At 61.7% G+C, this 19,246-nt stretch carries 19 protein-coding genes and 1 tRNA gene; 13 read left to right on the top strand and 7 right to left on the bottom strand.

Annotated features, from left to right (window positions below; translation table 11 throughout):
- Positions 1-239: 239 nt before the first annotated feature.
- From ABE960_RS05040 to ABE960_RS05010, 7 genes are all read right to left on the bottom strand, one after another.
- Entirely contained in the window at positions 240-1,910 is a 1,671-nt protein-coding gene (locus ABE960_RS05040) for a BCCT family transporter (RefSeq protein ID WP_349761147.1), read from the bottom strand.
- 44 nt (positions 1,911-1,954) lie between these two features.
- Positions 1,955-2,383, bottom strand: coding sequence for a universal stress protein (locus ABE960_RS05035; protein WP_349761146.1), 429 nt, complete (start codon positions 2,381-2,383; stop codon positions 1,955-1,957).
- Between the two features lie 295 nt (positions 2,384-2,678).
- Positions 2,679-3,554 (bottom strand): glycine betaine ABC transporter substrate-binding protein, encoded by an 876-nt coding sequence (locus ABE960_RS05030; protein ID WP_349761145.1) that lies wholly within the window; start codon positions 3,552-3,554, stop codon positions 2,679-2,681.
- Positions 3,555-3,633: 79 nt separating this feature from the next.
- Positions 3,634-4,473, bottom strand: a complete 840-nt coding sequence (locus ABE960_RS05025; RefSeq protein WP_349761144.1) for an ABC transporter permease — start codon at positions 4,471-4,473, stop codon at positions 3,634-3,636.
- Positions 4,473-5,675 carry a quaternary amine ABC transporter ATP-binding protein gene (locus ABE960_RS05020; RefSeq protein WP_349761143.1) on the bottom strand — a complete coding sequence of 401 codons (1,203 nt, stop codon included), beginning with the start codon at positions 5,673-5,675 and terminating at the stop codon, positions 4,473-4,475. The genes ABE960_RS05025 and ABE960_RS05020 overlap by 1 nt, the downstream gene beginning before the upstream one ends.
- A gap of 329 nt (positions 5,676-6,004) precedes the next feature.
- Positions 6,005-6,880, bottom strand: a complete 876-nt coding sequence (locus ABE960_RS05015) for an AEC family transporter (RefSeq protein WP_349761142.1) — start codon at positions 6,878-6,880, stop codon at positions 6,005-6,007.
- A gap of 84 nt (positions 6,881-6,964) precedes the next feature.
- The gene (locus ABE960_RS05010) at positions 6,965-7,537 is read right to left on the bottom strand and encodes a PRC-barrel domain-containing protein (RefSeq protein ID WP_349761141.1); all 573 of its coding nucleotides are present in this window, start codon (positions 7,535-7,537) and stop codon (positions 6,965-6,967) included.
- A gap of 339 nt (positions 7,538-7,876) precedes the next feature.
- Between ABE960_RS05010 and ABE960_RS05005 the strand changes: the two genes are divergently transcribed.
- From ABE960_RS05005 to ABE960_RS04945, 13 genes are all read left to right on the top strand, one after another.
- Positions 7,877-7,953, top strand: a tRNA-Ile gene (locus tag ABE960_RS05005).
- Positions 7,954-8,063: 110 nt separating this feature from the next.
- A complete protein-coding gene (locus ABE960_RS05000; protein ID WP_349761140.1) occupies positions 8,064-9,344 on the top strand; it encodes a tyrosine-type recombinase/integrase in 1,281 nt (426 codons plus the stop codon).
- 98 nt (positions 9,345-9,442) lie between these two features.
- Positions 9,443-10,480 carry a hypothetical protein gene (locus tag ABE960_RS04995; protein ID WP_349761139.1) on the top strand — a complete coding sequence of 346 codons (1,038 nt, stop codon included), beginning with the start codon at positions 9,443-9,445 and terminating at the stop codon, positions 10,478-10,480.
- A 95-nt stretch (positions 10,481-10,575) separates the two neighbouring features.
- Positions 10,576-10,836 carry a helix-turn-helix transcriptional regulator gene (locus ABE960_RS04990; protein WP_349761138.1) on the top strand — a complete coding sequence of 87 codons (261 nt, stop codon included), beginning with the start codon at positions 10,576-10,578 and terminating at the stop codon, positions 10,834-10,836.
- A complete protein-coding gene (locus ABE960_RS04985; RefSeq protein ID WP_349761137.1) occupies positions 10,833-11,291 on the top strand; it encodes a hypothetical protein in 459 nt (152 codons plus the stop codon). Before ABE960_RS04990 ends, ABE960_RS04985 begins: the two co-directional genes overlap by 4 nt.
- 189 nt (positions 11,292-11,480) lie before the next feature.
- A complete protein-coding gene (locus tag ABE960_RS04980) occupies positions 11,481-12,344 on the top strand; it encodes a toprim domain-containing protein (protein ID WP_349761136.1) in 864 nt (287 codons plus the stop codon).
- Positions 12,334-13,641 (top strand): DUF927 domain-containing protein, encoded by a 1,308-nt coding sequence (locus ABE960_RS04975; RefSeq protein ID WP_349761135.1) that lies wholly within the window; start codon positions 12,334-12,336, stop codon positions 13,639-13,641. The genes ABE960_RS04980 and ABE960_RS04975 overlap by 11 nt, the downstream gene beginning before the upstream one ends.
- 8 nt (positions 13,642-13,649) lie before the next feature.
- Entirely contained in the window at positions 13,650-14,264 is a 615-nt protein-coding gene (locus ABE960_RS04970) for a hypothetical protein (RefSeq protein WP_349761134.1), read from the top strand.
- Positions 14,261-14,959: a hypothetical protein gene (locus tag ABE960_RS04965; RefSeq protein ID WP_349761133.1), complete on the top strand. Its 699-nt coding sequence runs from the start codon at positions 14,261-14,263 to the stop codon at positions 14,957-14,959. The genes ABE960_RS04970 and ABE960_RS04965 overlap by 4 nt, the downstream gene beginning before the upstream one ends.
- Positions 14,956-15,171 (top strand): hypothetical protein, encoded by a 216-nt coding sequence (locus ABE960_RS04960; protein WP_349761132.1) that lies wholly within the window; start codon positions 14,956-14,958, stop codon positions 15,169-15,171. Before ABE960_RS04965 ends, ABE960_RS04960 begins: the two co-directional genes overlap by 4 nt.
- Complete coding sequence (locus ABE960_RS04955; protein ID WP_349761131.1) at positions 15,168-15,458, top strand: ribbon-helix-helix domain-containing protein; 291 nt, start codon at positions 15,168-15,170, stop codon at positions 15,456-15,458. Before ABE960_RS04960 ends, ABE960_RS04955 begins: the two co-directional genes overlap by 4 nt.
- Before the next feature lie 342 nt (positions 15,459-15,800).
- Entirely contained in the window at positions 15,801-17,852 is a 2,052-nt protein-coding gene (locus ABE960_RS04950) for a glycosyltransferase family 2 protein (RefSeq protein ID WP_349761130.1), read from the top strand.
- Positions 17,849-19,228: a tetratricopeptide repeat protein gene (locus ABE960_RS04945; RefSeq protein ID WP_349761129.1), complete on the top strand. Its 1,380-nt coding sequence runs from the start codon at positions 17,849-17,851 to the stop codon at positions 19,226-19,228. The genes ABE960_RS04950 and ABE960_RS04945 overlap by 4 nt, the downstream gene beginning before the upstream one ends.
- The last annotated feature ends 18 nt before the right edge of the window (positions 19,229-19,246 follow it).

Genomic DNA, 19,246 nt, shown 5'->3' with positions numbered 1-19,246 from the left:
CGCCCCGCACAGTGAATAGCTCGCACTGTACATGATCAGGGTCGACCTTTGCAGGCATATGTCTCTTGATTGCGACAAAATGCCGTGCAGGTGCGGCAGGACGGGTCGAAGAATGAACCGGGAGAATGAACTCGACAGAATGAATCAGACAGTATGAAAAAAGGGGAGAGCCGGATGGTCTCTCCCCTTGGGGCCGGGCCCGATGCATTGATCAGGCCACTAGATGGTATTTCAGCCGTTCAGCCCGATCTGGGCTCGCTCATCAGGCCCTTGACGATGGCGTAGCAGGCCGCCAGCAGCACCACCGTGAAAGGCAGGCCGGTGGTGATCACCGCTGTCTGGAGCGCCGCCAGGCCGCCGCCGAGCAGCAGGGCGATGGCGATGGCACCCTCGATGAGGGCCCAGAACACGCGCTGCGGCTTGGGGGCATCGACCTTGCCGCCGGCGGTGATTGAGTCGATCACCAGCGAGCCAGAGTCCGAGGAGGTGATGAAGAACACCATCACCAGCACGATGCCCACGAAGGAGGTGATCTGGGTCAGCGGAAGCTGGCCGAGCATCACGAACAGCTGCAGCTCGAGAGCGGCGTCTTGCACGCCAGTGAACCCATCGCTGATCACCTGGTCGATGGCGGTTCCGCCGAAGGCGGTCATCCACAGCACCGAGACGGTCGATGGCACCAGCATCACCGCGATCAGGAACTCACGCACGGTGCGGCCACGGCTGACGCGGGCGATGAACATGCCGACGAACGGTGACCAGGAGATCCACCATGCCCAGTAGAAGGCGGTCCAGCCCTGGCTGAAGTTGGCATCCTCGCGACCAAAGGGCATGGAGAGCGCCGGCAGGTTGACCAGATAGGAAGCCAGGTTATTGAAGAACCCGGTGGCGATCGCAAGCGTCGGGCCGACCATTATCACGAAGCCCAGCAGCAGGAAGGCCAGCGCCATGTTGAGCTGGGACAGGCGCTGAACGCCCTTGTCGACACCCGCCAGAATGGACATCAGCGCCACGAGGCTGATGCCCATGATCAGCAGCACCATGGTGACGTTGTTGTTGGGAATGCCGAACAGGTAGCCGAGACCCGCCGCGGCCTGGGAGGCGCCCATGCCCAGCGAGGTGGCCAGGCCAAACAGGGTCGCGAATACCGCCAGGATATCGATCAGGTGCCCCGGCCAGCCCCACACGCGCTCACCCAGGATCGGGTAGAAGATCGAGCGCATGGTCAGAGGCAGGCCCTTGTTGAAGGAGAACAGCGCCAGTGCCAGGGCCACCACCGCATAGATCCCCCATGGGTGCAGGCCCCAGTGGAAGATGGTCGCGGCCATGCCCAGATCGATGGCGGCGGCCTGGTCACCGGCGGCGGCACCCAGGGGCGCCCAGTCGGTGCGCATCCCGTTCTCCGTGGCGGTGCCGCCCATGGCGGTGCCGAAGTGCGTCAGCGGCTCCGACACCCCATAGAACATCAGCCCGATGCCCATGCCCGCGGCGAACAGCATCGCGAACCAGCCTGTGTAGCTGAATTCGGGTTTGGCATGTGCGCCGCCTATCCTGACCTTGCCCAGGGGCGTGAAGATCAGCCCGATGGCAAGTATCACGAAGATGTTGGCCGCCAGCAGGAAGAACCAGCTCATGTTGCCGGTGAGGAAGCTGAAGATCGCGTCGAAGATCGGCGTGACATAATCCTGCAGCGCCAGGGTGATGATCACGAAGAACAGGATGACCAGAGACGATATCGTGAACACCTTGCCGTGCAGGTCCACGTTGATGCCGAGCGGTGATGCGGTGATATTGTCCTGGCCGATCACGTAATCGGTATCGATAAGGTTCGCCGGCCCTTCCGGTGCCGGGATGCCCTCGGAACCGGTATTCGGCTCCTTGGCACTCTTGTCGTTGGGGTCATTAGCCACTAGTCATCTCCCTTGCAGTTGATGGGTGGTAAAGCGTTCTTGGGTCACTTTCCGGCGGAGGGTCTGACCAGAAAGATCGAAGCCTTGGTATGGGTCGCCACCTTGCCCCCATGGGAGGGAATCACCGCATCCGCATGTTTGGGCGGATGGGTCGGCATGACGACCAGGTCGGCGCCGACGTCATCGATCGCCTCGATCAGGGTGTTGTCGAGATCCGCAATGGGATCCGGGCTGACGATGGTCTTGCTGCTGACCGGCTGGCCATGCATATTGCCCCGTTTCTGGGCGAAGGCCTCGAGCTTCTCTGCGTACTCTTCGGGTGTGTGAGCCACGCTTCCCGGCGTGCTGGCTGTGACGCCGACATAGCACACCTCGGCCTGGTAGTGCTTGGCCAGGTCCGCTGCCGCCTGCAGCGATGGCTCGATCAGCTCCAGGTGTGCCAGATCTACCGGCACCATGATCTTCTTGAACATGCCTGCGCCTCCGTATTGCTAAGGATGTTGCTAAGGATGGTGGTCTGGGACTGTGCTGTGGTGCATCCATTGTGCCCGCTTGGCGTCGAAAGGCCAGACGGTCTTTCAACGACAGGGCTCTTTCCCTCTACGGTAACTGAACGCACCACCCTTTCCAGTGCAGGTATTGCCGGCCCCGAATTGGGCCGGGGCCTGCTGTGAATAAGGGCCCTGATGCGAAAAGGGGAGACCTGTTCTCGTGCCCCCCCTTCCCGTTATCGAATGGTCAGGCTCGCCTGGGGCGAGCCTGCTGCCCTCACGCCTCGGGCAGCCACTCCTTCACCACGTCCTGGTTCTCCTCGACCCACTTCTTGGCAACTTCGTAGGGCTCGGCGTCTTCAGCCTGGTTCCCCAGCATGACCTCACCCATCTGCTCGGGGGTCCACTCGAAGGCATCCAGGATGGCGTAGGCACCCGGCAGGTCCTCCTTCAGGCCCGCACGAGTGACGGTGTGGATCTGCTCGGCGCCGCCGTAGACGTTCTTCGGATCCTCGAGGTACTTGATATCCCAGCGTGCGAACATCCAGTGTGGCGTCCACGATGTGACCACGATGTCCTCTTCATTGTTGAGGGCGCTGGCCAGGGCCGCGGTCATGGTGGCACCGCTGCCGCTCTGGAGGTCCAGCTCATCGATCTCGTAGGACTCGATGACCTTCTCGGTGAGACTCATCAGGCCGGCGCCCGGATCGATGCCGGTGATCGTGCCATTAAAGGTATCGGCGTTCTCTTCGAGATCGGCGATGGTGTCGACGTCGGTGTAGGCGGGCACGACCAGTCCCAGCTTGGTGCCGTCCAGATTGGGGCCCAGGTCGACGACATCGTCACTTACCCGCTCCAGGTAGTTGGCGTGGGTGGTCGGCAGCCAGGCGGCGACCATGGCGTCGGCATCTCCGCTCGCGATGGACTGCCACATGGCGGCGGCGGAGAGCGAGGTGATATCGACCTCGTAGCCGGCCTGTTCCAGCACGGCGCGGACCACATTGGTGGAGGCGACCTCGGAGGACCACTCGACGTAGGCCAGCTCGATGGTGCCCTTGTCCTGAGCCTGGGCGGAGCCAGCGGCGATGCCGGTACCGGCGATCAGCGCCAGGCTGGCGAAACGAATGCGACGGCTAAGCGGTTGCTTGGTCATGAATCTATACCTCTTTCAAGAATGTGCAGTGCTACCTTGATACATTTCCCTGATGATTCAAGGGGATGCTATCAACGGCTTACTTCTTGCGGCCCTTGCGAAGGGACTGGGTCACGCGGTCAAGCAGCATGGCGAGGATCACCACGGCGATGCCGGCCTCGAAGCCGTCGCCCGGCCGCAGGCGCTGGATGGCGCGCCATACCTCGCTCCCCAGGCCATCGGCACCGATCATGGCGGCGATCACCACCATGGAGAGGGCCAGCATAATGGTCTGGTTGATGCCGGCCATCAATGTGGGCAATGACATCGGCAGCTGGACCTTGAAGAGCTTCTGGCTGCGGGTAGCCCCGTAGGCATCGGCGGCCTCGATCAGATCACCGGGCACCTGACGGATGCCCAGGGTAGTGAAGCGGATCGCCGGCGGCATGGAGAAGATCACCGTGGCGAAGATCGCCGAGACCGAGCCGATGCCGAAGAAGGGGATCGCCGGGATCAGGTAGACGAACGCCGGCATGGTCTGCATGAAGTCCAGCACCGGCATGATCGTCCGGTAGAGTCGCTCGGAGAGCGCGGCGGAGATGCCCACAGGAAGGGCAATGAGCACCGCGACGAAGGTGGCGATCACCACCAGGGTCAGGGTCTCGATCATCGGGTCCCACAGATCCAGGTTCCAGATCAGTGCCATGCCCAGAGCGGCACCGATGGCCAGGCGATAGCTCGCCACCCACCAGCACAGGCCGACGATGATCAACAGCAGGGCCCAGGGCGGCAGCCAGAACAGGCCGTCGTTGAGTCCGTCGATGCCGGTCTGGGTGACCTGGGAAATGGCGCGGGTCACGCCCGAATATTCAGTGGTCAGCCAGTCGAGACCGCCCTCGATCCACTGGCCCAGCGGGATGCTCGGGAATTCGGTAGCCATTACTTTTCTCCTGCCTGTGCCAGTTCATCGAGGACGGTGCCCTTGATCACCACGCCCTGTAGCCGCTTGTCGGCATCCACCACGGCGATGGGGAAGCTCTTATCGCTGAACATGGCGAAGAGGTTGTGCAAGGGCTCCTCGGGGCCGACCGAGCGGAAGTCCTGGGTCATGATGTCCCGGATGCTGTCCTTGCCCTCCTTTGCCGCCTGCTCCACGGCGTTCACCTCGGCGAGCCCCAACAGCTTGCGCTCGCGGTTGGTGACCCAGATGGAGTCCAGGCCGTTCTCGCTCATCTTGTGCAGCGTGGTGCGCGGACCGTCTTCCTCGCGGGCGGTGGCCCGTACCGGACGCATGGCGTGCTCGGCGGTGAGGATCTTCGACATGTCCACGCCCTCGGTGAAGCGCGCCACATAGTCGTCCGCAGGCTGGGTGAGGATCTCCTCAGGGGTGCCGATCTGCACGATCTCGCCATCCTTGAGCAGGATGATGCGGTCGCCGATGTTGATGGCTTCGTCCAGATCATGGGTGATGAAGACTGTGGTCTTCTGCATGCGGTGCTGCAGCTCGAGCAGCTCCTGCTGCATGTCGCCACGGATCAGCGGGTCAAGGGCCGAGAAGGCCTCGTCCATCAGCAGTACGGTCGAATCATTGGCCAGTGCCCTGGCCAGGCCCACACGCTGCTGCATGCCGCCGGAGAGCTGATTGGGGTAGGCATCCTCCCAGCCGTCCAGGCCGACCTGGTGAAGGGCGTTGCGGGCCACCCTGGTTCGCTCTTCCTTTTCCACACCACGAATCTCGAGGCCGAACTCGGCGTTCTGCTGTACCGTGCGATGGGGAAAAAGGGCGAAGTTCTGGAACACCATGGAGAAGTGCCGGCGACGGCACTCCAGCAGCGCCTTGTCGTCCAGCTGAGGGATATCCTCGCCATCGATGACGATCTCGCCCTCGGTGGGCTCGATCAGGCGGTTGAGGCAGCGGATCAGGGTCGACTTGCCGGAGCCGGAGAGCCCCATGATCACCAGCAGCTCGCCCTCGTAGACATCGAAGTCGATGTTCGACAGGCCAAGCGTCTGGCCGGTCTTGTCGAGGATCTCGGGGCGCTTCAGTCCCTGGTCGCGCATTTCGAGGGCCTTCTTGGGCTGACTGCCGAAGACCTTGCTCAGGTTGCGTACCCGAATCTTGACGTTTCGATTCTCGTTCATTGGCTCTGCCTTTTGTCGGCTCCCTGTCGTCCGGCGGAGAGCGCCGAAGGGTCGAGTGTCGTGACGTAAAAAAACGACATCACTTTGCCAGACGGTAACGTTGACCGTGGCGTGAGATGGCGATGGAATGCGCTCTACCCTAGCGGTGTTTGAATGACCAATCAAATAAAACACCCTATTTGGCAAAGTATGCTTAGCAAAATGAGGCGGGGAACAGCGATCCAGAAAGGGCTGAACGGGAGGAAAAAACCAGCGTGAATGCATCGATGCAAGGCGCCACAGCAAGCCGGGAGTGAGGTGACCAGCCACCGCCGTCGGCTGGCTCGATACTACATCAGGATCGCCAGCAGGATCGGCAGGTAGACCAGCGACAGAAGGGTGGAGCAGAACACCAGATTCGCCACGTACTGCGGCTCGCGACCGGATTTCTGGGCGAAGAGGTAGTTGAATACCGCCACCGGCATGCTCATCTGCAGCACCAGAATGGCCAGCGCCATGGGCGGAAGCGCGAGCAGTGTGCCGATGCCCCAGGCGATCCCGGCCGCCGCCGGGATACGCAACAGGCTGAAGCCGATGCCGGCCCCGAGATTGCGGGCATGCATGCTGGCCAGCGAGACACCCAGGGTGATCAGCATCAGCGGTACGGTGAAGCCCGAGATCAGGTCGACGCTGTTGTAAAGCCAGCGGGGTAGTTCGGTATCGGTGAGCAGCAACCCCAGGGCGATCAGGATGGCGTAGACCACCGGTGTCCTGGCCAGCGACTTCAGCGGGTTGCCGCTGCTCGTCAGGAGGGTGCCAAGGGTGAACTGAAACAGCGCGACCGTGACCATCACCGTGATACCGAACGCGAAGCCGGGGCTGCCGAAGGCGTAAAGCACCACCGGCAGGCCCATGTTGCCGGTGTTGGGATACATGGTGGGGGCCAGCAGCACTCTCCAGTCCTTCTCCAGCAGCCTGGCCAGCAGGAAGGCGATGCCGCCCATGATGGTAAGCACCAGCGCCGTGGCCAACATGGTGCGCCCGAAGCTGCCGGCGTCGATCTCTGCGCCTGCGAGAGAGGCCAGCACCAGGGCCGGGGTGCCGATGTTGAACACCAGCCGTGTGACGAAAGCCACTGGAAAGTCGTGACCGAGGCGTACCCAGATGAACCCCAGTCCCGCCCCGGTGAGCACGGGCGCCATCACGGCGAAGAGTTCGGCGAGCATGTGGCATCCTTGCTTAGCGATGGGGGAGGACTCACCAAAACCCGGTCGATGACCGGGCAACGAGAACGGAAGGCGGCCGAGCCTTTATTCGCTGGTCCGCTCGGCGGCCTCCTGGGTCTGTTCGCCTACGTTCTCCAGGGCCTTACCGATGCTGTTCAGGGCACGCGAGGCGCCCTCCTGCGTGGTTTCCCAGGCGCTGGCGGCGCCTTTCTTGGTTTCTTCCCAGGCCTGCTGGGCACTTTCCCGGGCGCCTTTCCACCAGTCGTTGGTGTATTCCGGCTGCTGGGCAAGCTGCTCTTCGTTCAGGTCGACATTCACCCGGTACTCGATTTCCTCGAGGCTATTGCCGTTTCGGGTCTCCACGGTGAACTTGCCGACCTCGATCACGAACTGCTGGTTGCCCTTGAGATCGAGCAGATTGCCGGTGTCGATGACGAGGGCGCGCACCGTCATGTCGTTATCGAGCAGGATGTCCTCGACCTCGCCGATCTGTTCGTTGTCGGAGGTGGAGTAGACACCGGCATCGAGTAGCTCATTGCTGGAATAGAGGCCCTGGGACGCGGCCATGACGCCACCGGAGAAGGCCAGCCCCCCGGCGAGCAGGGCGCTCAGGATGGCGTTTTGGATGGTGTGGCACAGCGGCTTGCCGTGGTTCATGCGTTCTCTCCTTGAAACGTTGTCAGGTTCGCGAGCGTGAAGCACGCTCCGCGCTTTGAGTCGACGCGGCCCTCGCGGGTTCACTACCTTCCGGTAACGGACTGTTACGGTTCATGCCCTGACGTGGTCGCGATTCGCCGATCAGGGGGATAGGCACATGGACGGAGAGGAGGCGACCTCATGGCACAGGCGGGCATTCGGCAGCAGGTCCTCATCCTCGGCTTCCCCTCTGGGCCTGCGCGACGAGGAGGACACATTGGTGAACGCGGAGGCCTGGGTGCTGGCCTCGCCCAGCTGCTTTCGCTATCATACGGCGGCGCCGCTCGGCGCTTCCGGAAAGGGCCTATAGCTCAGTTGGTTAGAGCAGGGGACTCATAATCCCTTGGTCGCTGGTTCGAGTCCAGCTGGGCCCACCAGTCTATCCCTATGAAATCAGCGCTTTCCCCACCTCTCCTTGTGGCGTGACGTGGCATGTACTAGCATCCAATAACACAGCCTATGTTGGTAAGGATGTTGGTAAGCCGCCATGCCGAAGAAAGCCCATCCCCTATCCGCCCTTGAGGTGAAGCGCCTCACCACCCCCGGCTTCCATGCCGTTGGCGACGTGGCTGGCTTGCTACTGCGCGTCGATAAGAGCGGCGCCCGTTCATGGATTCTACGCTACACCACTGGTGAGACGCGCCTGGCCCAGAGCGGCAAGCCCTACAAGGTTCGCCGGGATCATGGTCTAGGCGGCTATCCCGATACGTCGCTGGCCATGGCCCGTGACAAGGCCCGCAAAGTTCGCGAGATGCTGGCCGAGGGCATCGACCCCCTGAGCCAAAAGAAGGCCGCCCAGCAAGCGCGGTTGGCAGCCGAGCGTCGCCGGTTGACCTTCGCCCAGGCAGCCGAGGCCGTCATTAAGGTGAAGCAAGCCGAGGCCAGTAGCCCCAGGCATTCCCAGCAATGGCGGCAAAGCCTGGAGGCATACGCCTTGCCGGAGCTGGGGGCCATGAGCGTGGCCGATATTGAGCTGGTCCACGTCAAACAAGCCCTTGAGCCTATCTGGCAGAGCAAGCCCACCACCGCCGCCCGCGTGCGCCAGCGTATCGAGTCGGTGCTGGCATGGGCGACCGCCCACGGGCATCGCGCCGGCCCCAACCCGGCGGCCTGGAAAGGCAACCTGGACGCGGTGCTGCCAGCGACCGCCAAGATAATGAAGAAGGCCCATCACCGCGCCATGCCCATTGATGACATGCCGGCGTTTTGGGCGCGCCTGAGCGAGCGTGGCGACACGGCATCCAAGGCTCTGGCGTTCACTATCCTGACGGGCAGCCGTTCCGGCGAGGTGCTGGGCGCACGTTGGGAGGAGATTGACGTGGCCGGGGCGGTTTGGACGGTCCCGCCTGAGCGCATGAAGGGCCGCCGCGAGCATCGCGTACCGCTGGCGCCTGCTGCCGTCGAGCTGCTGCGATCACTGCCCCTGGCCGATGAGGGACTGGTATTTCCTAACAAGATGGGGCGCAAGCTGTGCGACCGTGCGCTGATTAACGTGCTGGACGATATGGGCGACCGCGAGCGCACCACCGTCCACGGATTCCGTAGCAGCCTGCGTGATTGGATGGCCGAGCGCACCGCGACCCCGCATGACGTGGCCGAGATGGTGTTGGCCCACGCGATTGGCAACCAAGCCGAAGCCGCCTACCGCCGGGGCGACCTCCTGCCCAAGCGCACACGCGTGATGAAGCAATGGGCCGCCTTCCTGGCCACCCCGGCCAGCGCCAGCGGCAAGAAGGTGACGGCGATCCGCAAAGCATCCACCGAATGACCGATTTGGCCGGCTAGGGCCGTACACCCGAAAACGCGGCGACTCCACCGCGCCCGCCGACCAACCTTCCCTGGAGTGAGCGCAAAGGAGTAGCGCCTATGGCCATGCAATCACGGCTGTACCACTTAAAAAGTTGGCTGACGCTAGAGGATGCAGCGGCCCATCTTTCAGCGGTGCTTTCAGAGGAGGTGACAAGCCAAGATATTCTGCATTTGGCGCTTGAAGAGCGTATAAAACTTTCTGTTCTGTTTCTTGCCCCGGTATATGCTATCGAGGGTGAAGTCACAAGTCTCATGGATACGCGCGTGGTTATTCACCCCCCCCCCGGAAGCCCGTTGCTTTTTGTTGGAAAAGAACCAGTTGGAAAGATGGAGGAGAAAGCTGCAAATGCATTTGGCAAGACGCTTTCAGAAGTGATTTCTGGCGATCAGGAAATGCGTGGATGGCTTGAGAGTGGTGAGTTGCGAGCAATTCCGATGGCCGCTCAAATGGGGGAAAATACTTTTGTCAATTGGCATGGAAGTGTTGTGACAATCGATGGCCTGTGGGACTTACCCCTCCTAGCTGGTGAGAGGTTTAGCGTTGAGGAGCTTTATAGCAGTCAGGTAGGGGGCGAGGCCGACTTAGATGTATGGACCCCGAATGGTGTCTGGATAGAGAAAGAAGGCCGCATCTACTCCTTGCAAGAAAGGCTTTATGAACAGGGTGTTGGCTTCAAGACGCTTGAGGAATTGACGAGCTGGGATAATCACCACCGCAATCCCTCCAAGTGGATGGATATGGATCGTCTACCGAGTGACAGTCGCATAGTAATTCGCCGGAAAAATCTGGACTCCTTTATCGCAAGCCTTGAGGAACAAGCCCTAGAACAGCCCACCGAAGGCGAGGAGTTGCGAGCCCTTGAGACTCTGGGGCTTCTGGCGGAAGCGCTTGCACAACAACACCCTGGCTTGTATGACAACAATGGAAAACCCAAAAGATCTGGCATAAACAGCATCATGCAAGGCGTTGTAGAGGAGTACGCTAATCCAGCTAATCCTCAGCCTATAAATCGTATTGGCTTAGGCAAGACGACGCTGGACGACACTTTGAAGGACGCCATTGAGGCATGGGGTAGGAGAAAGCAAAAGGCGTGATGCTTTTCCAATGGAAACTGATTTTTCCAATTGGAACACTCCCTCTGACTGCCACGCCATGCTGCCCGTGAATCCACAACGCGAGGCAGCGCCATATGACAAGCCCCACCCGAGCCGCCACTACCGGCGGCCACGACACCCCCGCCCCGGAGAAGCAATGCGCCAGCAATGCCTGGCGTGCCTGGCTGTCCGTCAAGCAACTGGCCACCCGCTACGGCGCCCATGAGGCCACGATCTGGCGCTGGACGAGAGAGGGCCGTTTTGTCCAGCCGGTGAAGCTGGCCGGCAACCTGACCCGTTGGCCGCTGAGCGAGGTCGAGAGCTGGGAGCAGGCCCAGCGGGAGGCGTCGTCATGAAGGCGCTTTACCACTACACCAGCGAGCGCCAACACCTGCCCGTGATTCTCGCCAGCGGCGAGCTGAGAGGCCGCGCTGATATGGCCGGCGCGCGCCCACTGATCTGGTTCTCTGCCCACCCATTCTGGGAGCCCACCGCCACCAAACCGCGCTGGATGGGCGGCCTGCTTGTCCCGCAAACCTTCGAGGAATACTACGACGTATTCGGTTGCGTGCGCTTCGCGCTGCCCACCTGTGATGGACGGCTGATGGACTGGCGCCGGGCGTGCAAGTTTGCGGGCATACCCAAGCGCGACCGCTGGGCGCTGGAGAGCGTGGGCGCTAAAGAGGGCGGCCACCCGCGCCACTGGTTTGCACTTGCCGGCCCGGTACCCCTGGCCGAGCTGAGAGCCGAGCAGCTGGTGGGCAGCCAATGGCAGTCCCTCAGGGTAGAGGAGGGCGCCAGCCATGTTTGAGCTTTCGCATCTGCTGGCCGGCGCATGGCGCTGGATCACTGGCCAAGGTGGACAAAGTGAACAAGGTGGACGCAAGGAGGGCGAGGCATGACACCCGAAACGCAAAAGGCCCGGCTCCCCCTCAGGAGCCGGACCCATACCAAAGCGCCACCCAAAGCGCCCCCCAAGCATAGCACCATCGAGGCCGCATTGGCCGAGGCACTGGCCCGTCATGGCGTGACGCTGGCGCCCAGGGCGTCGGGCCGGTTCGAGCGGTTCGACGCGCCCGACAAGCCCAAGGGCAACGGCAACGGCTGGTATCGCATCCACTCACCCCTGGCCGCGAGCTTGGGTATCTGGCACCTGGACGTTAACGAGGTGGTGACGCTTCACGGCGCCAGCGATCCCGAGGCCGCCGCCCAGGCCCGGCTGGAAGCCATGCGCGGCCGTGAGTGCCACGACCGCGAGCGCCAGCAGCGAGAGGTCCAGGCAGCCGAGAAGGCGCGCCGCTGGTGGGCCGAGGCCCGTCCCGCCGATCCGGCCCACCCCTGGCTCGCCCGTAAGCGGCTACCGCCCCACGCCTTACGCCAGCGTGGCGAGATGCTGCTGATGCCCATGTACTTCGAGGGGGATCTGGTCAACCTGGAGCGGATCTTTCCCGATGGCAGCAAGCGCACCTTATCCGGCGGTCGCGTCAAGGGCGTGGCGAGCCTCATAGGCGAGCTGGCTGGCGCCGAGCGCGTGCTGGTGGCCGAGGGCTGGTCTACCGCCGCTGCCTTGCATGAGGCGATGGGCGCCCCTGTGGTGGTGGCCCGCAATGCCGACAACCTGGCCCCGGTCGCACGGCGCCTTCGCCAACGGCTGGCGGCTGAGGTGGGCATTACCCTCTGCGGCGACGATGACCGCCACCTGCCAGCCCAGGGCAAGGCCAACAAGGGCGCGGTTGAGGCCCGCCACGCTGCCCTGGCTATTGGCGGCGACCTGCTGATGCCGAGCTTCTGTGAGTGCTGCGACACCTGTACCGACTTTGCCGACGTGCGCCTGTGCCGGCGGGGAGGTGGCCATGGTGAGTGAATACCGCGATCCCGATACCGTCGATATGTTCGGGCAGCCGCCGGCCACTGAGCCCACCCATACCCCGCTGGACGTGTCCAAGGTGTCCCACGTTTCCCCGCCCAGCAATGACGCGGCTTCCCGCCGGGACACTACCGGGACACCACCCGAGCCCAGGTGTCCCATCGCCCGCGAGGTGGATCCCCGCGAGACGGCGCCCGCCAAGGTGAAGGAGCCCAGGCGCCCCACCTTCGCCTGCTACCTGCACCCCAGCCAGTTCGGTCCGCCGGGGCTGTACTACCACGGGCAGCGCCAGCCCAGGGGCGACGGCGACCCGGCGCCGTTCGATGAGTGGGTATGCAGTCCTATCGAGTGCGAGGCCGCTACCCATGACGAGCGCCACGATAACCACGGGCTGCTGATGCGCTTCAAGCCGCCCTATGGGCCGTGGCGTGAATGGGCGATGCCCCTGGAGCTGCTGAGTGGCAGCGGCGAGGAGATGCGCCGTGAGCTGATGCGGATGGGCGTTCGTATCAGCCCCGACGGCTTCAAGCTGCTGCACCGCTGGGCATCGCAATGTCTGCCCGAGGAGGTGGTGGTGGCGGCGACGCGCGTGGGCTGGCACCACGTCGAGGAGCGTCTGGCGTTCGTCATGCCCCGGCGCACCATCGCCCAGTGCGCGCTGGCCCACCGGATCACCTTCCAGAGCGAGAGCGCCAGCCAAGATCACTTCGCCACCGCCGGCAGCCTGGCGAGCTGGCGCGATCACATTGGCCGGTTATGCAGCGGCAATCCGCTGATGGTTCTGGCCGTGTCCACTGCCCTGGCCGGTCCCCTGCTGCACCTGACCCACCGGCAGGCCGCCGGCATCCATCTGGTGGGCGATTCATCCAACGGCAAGACGACGCTGCTGGAGGTCGCGGCGAGCGTCTGGGGCGGTCCCGACTTCAAGCGTACCTGGCGTGCCACCGGCAACGGGCTGGAAGGCATCGCCGCCGCCCTGAGCGACACGGCGCTGATACTGGACGAGATAGGTGAGGCCGATGGCCGGGACATTGGTGCCACCGTCTACGCGCTGGGCAACGGCACTGGCAAGGCCCGTGCCAGCCGTAACGGCAGCGCCCGCCGGCCCTATCGCTGGCGCATCGCGTTGTTGAGCAGCGGCGAGCGCACCCTGGCCGCCCACATGAGCGAGGCCGGCAAGCGCCCCATGCCGGGCAGGCGGTCCGACTGCTGGATGTACCCGCCAAGCGAGCACACGGGGCCTTCGACCATCTGCATCACCTGGCCGATGGCCGCGCCTTCGCGGATCACCTGAAAGGGGAAGTGACGCGACACTATGGCCACCTTGGACCGGCGTTCATCGAGCGGCTGGTGGCCGAGCAGAGCGACCTGGCAGCCGAGGTGGATGAATTCGCCCAGGTGGACGGCTTCGCCACGACCCGCCCGTTACAGGGCCGGGCCGCCAAGGTGCTGGCGCTGATCGGGCTGGCCGGCGAGCTGGCGACCCGCTACGGGCTGACGTGCTGGCAGGAGGGCGAGGCGCTGGCCGCCGCTATAGAGGCGTTCCACGCATGGGCCATCGGGCAGGGCGGCGTGAGGTCCGAGCATGAGCAGATACTGGCCAACGTGGCCGGCTTCATCGAGCGACACGGTGATGCCCGGTTCAGCGGCGTCGAGAGCGACCCGGCCCATACCCCCATGGTCCGCGACCGCGCCGGCTGGTGGCGCGACGATGCCGAGGGCCGCACCTACCTGTTCAGCGGCGAGGGGCTGGCCGAGGCGCTGGGCGGTTTCGACCTGAAGCGCGGCACCGAAGCCCTGGATACCGCCGTCTGGCTGGTGGAGCGGGAGAACGAGAACCGATCCATACGGCTGACGATTCACGGCAGTCGTCTCCGCGTCTACGCGATCCGCCCGGCTGAGGAGGGCGAGGTATGAGCGCCACCCGCTTCGATGACCTGCTGAGCCGCTTTCGTGGGACACCACTGGACACCCCCTGTCCCGAAGGTGTCCCGCCGCAAACCCGCACGGTTGAGCCGTTGGGACACCTTGGCCCTGTGGGACACCAGAATAGACAGGAGAGGCAGGGCGAGGACGGCCCGGCGCATGAGATCGAGACACTGCTGGCCGCCCTGGCTGACGTGGGCCGCGACATTGGGGCGGACCTGGAGCGCCAGCTACGCGAGCGGCTGGCGCCCCTGAGCCGGGAGGTACGGGCCGAGCTGGTCGCGGTGATAGATGACGCCTTCGAGGTGGCGCCGAGCCTTGAGGCTGCCCGCCAGCAGACCCGGCGGTTGTTAAGGAATGCTAAGGCGCTGGAGGCCGCCAAGGCGGTGTGGCCGGCCCACCCTGACCCCTCGCTCCTCACCGAAGCCCAGGGGCCAGCGGCGGGTCCCGTCGAGCCCGTGGCGCCCTGGCTGGCGCATATCGCCCGTCACTGCAAGCTGGTGCCGGATGACCACTGGTATCTGCTGCACCACCTGGCCACCCGATCCGATGCCGAGGCCATGCGCCTGGCCCATCGCTACGTTGAGGCGTGGGCCGCTGGTGTCGCCGCTGAGCCCCAGACCCATCGCCGGGACAATGCCGGCAGACGGGCCGCTAATGCCTTCCTGAGAGGTGCTGACCAATGAAGCGACGTCATCCCAAGGCGCGGCCATCCAAAGTCGCCCAGGACGCCTACCGGCGATTGATGAGCGGCAATGATGATTCTTCCCGACTAGAAAAGGGCGGCATGGACCTGGAGACGCTTCCGGCTATCGACCTGGACACCCTGCCGGAGCTTGACCTGGAGCCACCTGCTATCGACCTAGACCACGACACCAGAGAGGAGGGCGAACGATGAGCAAGAATCCACGGCGGCTGGGCCGGCCCGTGCGGCTGATCGTGAGCGTCGAGGCTGAGGTGGTGGAGGCTATCGACCGGCTGATGACCCAGGGGCGCCACCATGGCCATCGCAATCGAGCCGAGTTTGTCCGGCAGGCCATCGAGCAAGAGCTGGCGCGGTGCCGGTCTGATGCTTTCCGCACCCCCGTAAAAGGGCGGCTGGTTGAAAAACAACCAATAGAAATCCCTGAATTCAAAAAAAACAAAAAGTTTCTTACGCTAACACTGTTAACTTTCTTGAATTAGGCGTAGTCTTCGGGAGCTTTGATTCGGCAGCGTGATAGGCAATGCAAAGAATGCTGCCAAATAGCCCGTTTTGATTCTGGCTTAAAGAACAAGAAATCAGGTTCTAAAAAATATAAAAATACTGATCTTCCGAATGATGCATCGCCGGCTACCACTCCTTAAAACTTATGTAATATATAGGTATCCGTGGTGCTTAAAAAAATTCGTTGGCATGTTGCGAGAGTATTTCATGCACCAGTTCATGGCGAGAACTGGCATCCTAGCCGAGGCGAGATCGCGCTCACACTAGGTGCTCTTCTTTTCACGCTCACAACCATGCTTCTCGCCGGACATGAGCTGGTAATGTTGATCACCGGCGATGTTCTCTCCGGAGATTGGGCAAGCTTGGCCCTGAATGCTATTTTCTCCCTGATCATGACAGTTCTCATCTACGGCGGCCTCGTCTATCAGCTCTCCCGCCTCTCATATCTCTTCCGTGCCAGGCAGCATCATCCTGTTAACCGCCGCGCCTTGGATCGCGTGTTCGACGAAACTGCACCACCGCTTTCCATTCTTGTTCCCTCTTACAAGGAGGAGCCAAGAATCGTCTTCACCACCCTCATGTCCGCGGTGTTCCAGGAATATCCCAATCGACGCATTGTACTGCTGATTGATGACCCCCCCTTTCCGACCGATCCGGATGATATTCACCAGCTCGATAGGAATCGTGACATACCTGCGAAAATCAGGGCTCTGATTGATCCGCCCTGCCATCAATTCCAATCTGCCTTCGAGGTCTTTGAGAATCGTGTCGAGCGAGGTCCGCTCACAGAGACCGAGGAGCGTCGCCATCTGCAGGACCTCTACCAGCAGGCCGCTTACTGGTTCACCGCACAGAAAGAAGCATGGCCACGCCAAGATCATGTAGACGTTCTTTTCTGCAAGAAGGTACTCGCTGCTCAGGCAGCATCGATGCAGGAAAGGTGCAAAGAGTTGGAGACTTGCCCGGTTCCGGCTGGAGAATCATTCGCAGTGTTTGCCCGGCGCGAATATTGCCGTCTCGCGAGCTTGTTCAAGGTCGAGGTAACGACATTCGAGCGTAAGCGCTTCGAAAATCTTTCCCACGAACCCAACAAGGCAATGAATCTCAACAGCTATATCGGTCTTATAGGAAAGTCCTGGCGCGAAGTGCGCACTCCCGATGGGTTGATGCTGGAGCCTGGCGAACCAGGCGCAGGTGACATCGAGGCAGCTGATGCAACGTTTCTGATCACCCTGGATGCAGACAGTATCATCCTACCTGACTACGCCCTGCGTCTGGTTCATGAGATGCGCCGGCCAGGGAATGAGCGTCTGGCAGTTATCCAGACACCCTACAGTGCGGTTCCCGATGCACCGGGAACACTTGAGAGGATCGCCGGAGCCACGACCGACATCCAGTACATCATCCATCAGGGCTTTACAGGATGGCAAGCGACCTATTGGGTCGGGGCCAATGCACTACTTCGTTCGACCGCCTTGCATACGATCGTTCAACACGAAAAGGAAAGAGGCTATACTGTCAGCCGTTACATTCAAGACCGTACTGTCATCGAAGATACGGAATCAAGCATTGACTTGATTGATCTTGGCTGGACGCTGCACAACTATCCAGAACGCCTAGCCTACAGCGCGACACCGCCCGACTTCGGTTCACTGCTTATCCAACGCCGCCGTTGGGCAAATGGCGGACTAATCATCCTGCCGAAGCTGCTGCGCTATCTCGCACGAGGTCCCGGCAAACTTCGCCGTTTTCCCCAGGCGTTCATGCGCATCCACTATCTGGCTTCGATCGCCCTCGTCAATGCCGGACTCCTGATCATTCTTGCCGCACCCCTGACCAATGCCATCCAGAGCATCTGGTTGCCCCTGACGGCGTTACCCTATTTCGCCCTCTATTCCCGGGATCTGATCGGTCTCGGTTATCGCGTCAGCGATATTCTGCGTGTCTATGCGCTGAACCTAGTGCTGATTCCCGTCAATCTGGGTGGCGTAGCCAAGTCTCTGAATCAAGCCTGGACCAAGGAAAAGATCCCCTTCGGGCGGACCCCCAAGGTTCAGGGACGCACAGCATCTGCCCCGTTCTATGTGGCCGCAATCTATCTGATCTTGGCTCATTGGCTTATCGGAGCGGGCTTTGACTTCGCCTCCGAGCGATGGGTACACGGTGTCTTCGCAGCCACCAATGCCGCTCTGCTTTTTTACGGTCTAGTCATCTTCGTAGGATTACGTGAAAGCATTGAAGACATGACGGCAGGTTTCCGAGGACGGCAGCCAGAGGTCTCACCGCCGGCGATAGGCGAGGCGCAATTTGAGTCTGTTCCCGACCCGTCTTTGAAGCCATTTCAGGTGGTTCCCAGCAAGGCTGTTGGATGAAGAATCCTCTTGTGACAACAGGAATCGTAAAATGGCTGAACGTCATCTTGTTAGGAGCCGTCATTGCTCTCGCTGCAGAGATGGTAGATGCGCAAGAGACGCGGGGGCAGTCGAGCATTGCCTCACTACTGGGCGAACTTGACAGACATCCCGAAAACCTCGATACCCGCGCTCATCTGGCCCGTGCGCTTTCCTGGTCTGGAGCTCTGCTGGAAGCGCTCGAACAGGCGGAGCGGGTTCTGGCGATCGAACCCAAACATCGCCAGGCGCTGCGGGTCAGGGCCGATGCCTCGACATGGAATGGCGACTTCGCCACTGCATTGCCTGACTACCGTCGCTATCTGCAAAGCTATTCCGATACGGATACATTGCTAGCTTATGGACAGGCACTGATCTTCGCTGGCTACTTCGATCAGGCGAGCGAGATCGCCAGTGCTATTCCAACTGACGTGGCTTCGGCCGGTAGTGAGGTGGCAATCCCCGCTTTCAAAACGCGTTTTGAGGAATCGCGATTACCAGCCCTGCTGCTGGGAAGGACCCATTACCGCGACAACGATGATTCGAGCCGACAAGAGAATAGGGTCAAGCTCGAGGGTATGTACGGAAACATCGATCTCAGCGTGCTAGTAGAGTCAGTGAATGCCGACAGCCTCCAAAAAGATAGCGAGGCGAGGACACTGCAGCTGGGTGCCGAGTCGCGGCTCACTGACTGGCTGATTGTAAATGCCGCTGTTGGCGCCACGGAGGTCAGCGATATCGATAGCGATCTTTATGCAGTTGCTCGTCTGAGCGGCGCGGGACGATACGAAGACCTAGGCTATCGGCTTCGCCTGGAGAGAGAGGTCTTCGTTGAAACGGCCACGATTCTCAGCAACCGTATTCGCCGTAACGAGCTGGATCTGGACCTGGACTACGCCATCAGTGATCGGCTACGTCTAGAGGGTGAGATATTGCAGACGCATTATTCCGATGACAATGTTTCTACGGAGGTCGAAATCACGCCACAAGTCGTTTTGCGCCTGCGTGATCCCGGCATTCGGCTCGGCTATCGACGAACTTGGCTGAAATTCGATCGGCAGAGCGGTGGGGGATATTTTGACCCGGACCATCTGGGTGCCGATCGCCTGATGCTCTTCACCACCATTTACCGTCCACGGCTGCGCGGCGATGCAGAGCTCTTCGTGGGTCGGCAGAGTTTCACCCGATTCGAAAACCAGTTGAATCAATTTGTCGCTGGGGGGAGTGCCAGGCTCGACGTGGACCTTAGCCCTCAGCTAACACTACGTACCGAGGTAGAGGGCGGCAATTTCGACTTTCGTTCGCCAAGCGGCTTTACCTACTGGCTAGCCACCTTGAATTTGGTGGTTCGACTTTAGAATCGCCTCGAGTATTCT

The sequence above is a fragment of the Halomonas aquatica genome (assembly GCF_040196335.1).
Classification (GTDB): Bacteria; Pseudomonadota; Gammaproteobacteria; order Pseudomonadales; family Halomonadaceae; genus Halomonas; species Halomonas aquatica.
This window is presented reverse-complemented; position numbering and strand designations above follow the sequence as displayed.

Excerpts from the sequence above, each read along its gene's own strand:
- ABE960_RS04950 (WP_349761130.1), top strand. The coding sequence starts at position 15,801 with ATGTTGATCACCGGCGATGTTCTCTCCGGAGATTGGGCAAGCTTGGCC.
- ABE960_RS04960 (WP_349761132.1), top strand. The coding sequence starts at position 14,956 with ATGAAGCGACGTCATCCCAAGGCGCGGCCATCCAAAGTCGCCCAGGAC.
- ABE960_RS04955 (WP_349761131.1), top strand. The coding sequence starts at position 15,168 with ATGAGCAAGAATCCACGGCGGCTGGGCCGGCCCGTGCGGCTGATCGTG.
- ABE960_RS05025 (WP_349761144.1), bottom strand. The coding sequence starts at position 4,473 with ATGGCTACCGAATTCCCGAGCATCCCGCTGGGCCAGTGGATCGAGGGC.
- ABE960_RS05035 (WP_349761146.1), bottom strand. The coding sequence starts at position 2,383 with ATGTTCAAGAAGATCATGGTGCCGGTAGATCTGGCACACCTGGAGCTG.
- ABE960_RS05030 (WP_349761145.1), bottom strand. The coding sequence starts at position 3,554 with ATGACCAAGCAACCGCTTAGCCGTCGCATTCGTTTCGCCAGCCTGGCG.
- ABE960_RS04965 (WP_349761133.1), top strand. The coding sequence starts at position 14,261 with ATGAGCGCCACCCGCTTCGATGACCTGCTGAGCCGCTTTCGTGGGACA.
- ABE960_RS05000 (WP_349761140.1), top strand. The coding sequence starts at position 8,064 with ATGCCGAAGAAAGCCCATCCCCTATCCGCCCTTGAGGTGAAGCGCCTC.
- ABE960_RS05020 (WP_349761143.1), bottom strand. The coding sequence starts at position 5,675 with ATGAACGAGAATCGAAACGTCAAGATTCGGGTACGCAACCTGAGCAAG.
- ABE960_RS04995 (WP_349761139.1), top strand. The coding sequence starts at position 9,443 with ATGGCCATGCAATCACGGCTGTACCACTTAAAAAGTTGGCTGACGCTA.
- ABE960_RS04990 (WP_349761138.1), top strand. The coding sequence starts at position 10,576 with ATGACAAGCCCCACCCGAGCCGCCACTACCGGCGGCCACGACACCCCC.
- ABE960_RS04945 (WP_349761129.1), top strand. The coding sequence starts at position 17,849 with ATGAAGAATCCTCTTGTGACAACAGGAATCGTAAAATGGCTGAACGTC.
- ABE960_RS05015 (WP_349761142.1), bottom strand. The coding sequence starts at position 6,880 with ATGCTCGCCGAACTCTTCGCCGTGATGGCGCCCGTGCTCACCGGGGCG.
- ABE960_RS04975 (WP_349761135.1), top strand. The coding sequence starts at position 12,334 with ATGGTGAGTGAATACCGCGATCCCGATACCGTCGATATGTTCGGGCAG.
- ABE960_RS04985 (WP_349761137.1), top strand. The coding sequence starts at position 10,833 with ATGAAGGCGCTTTACCACTACACCAGCGAGCGCCAACACCTGCCCGTG.
- ABE960_RS05010 (WP_349761141.1), bottom strand. The coding sequence starts at position 7,537 with ATGAACCACGGCAAGCCGCTGTGCCACACCATCCAAAACGCCATCCTG.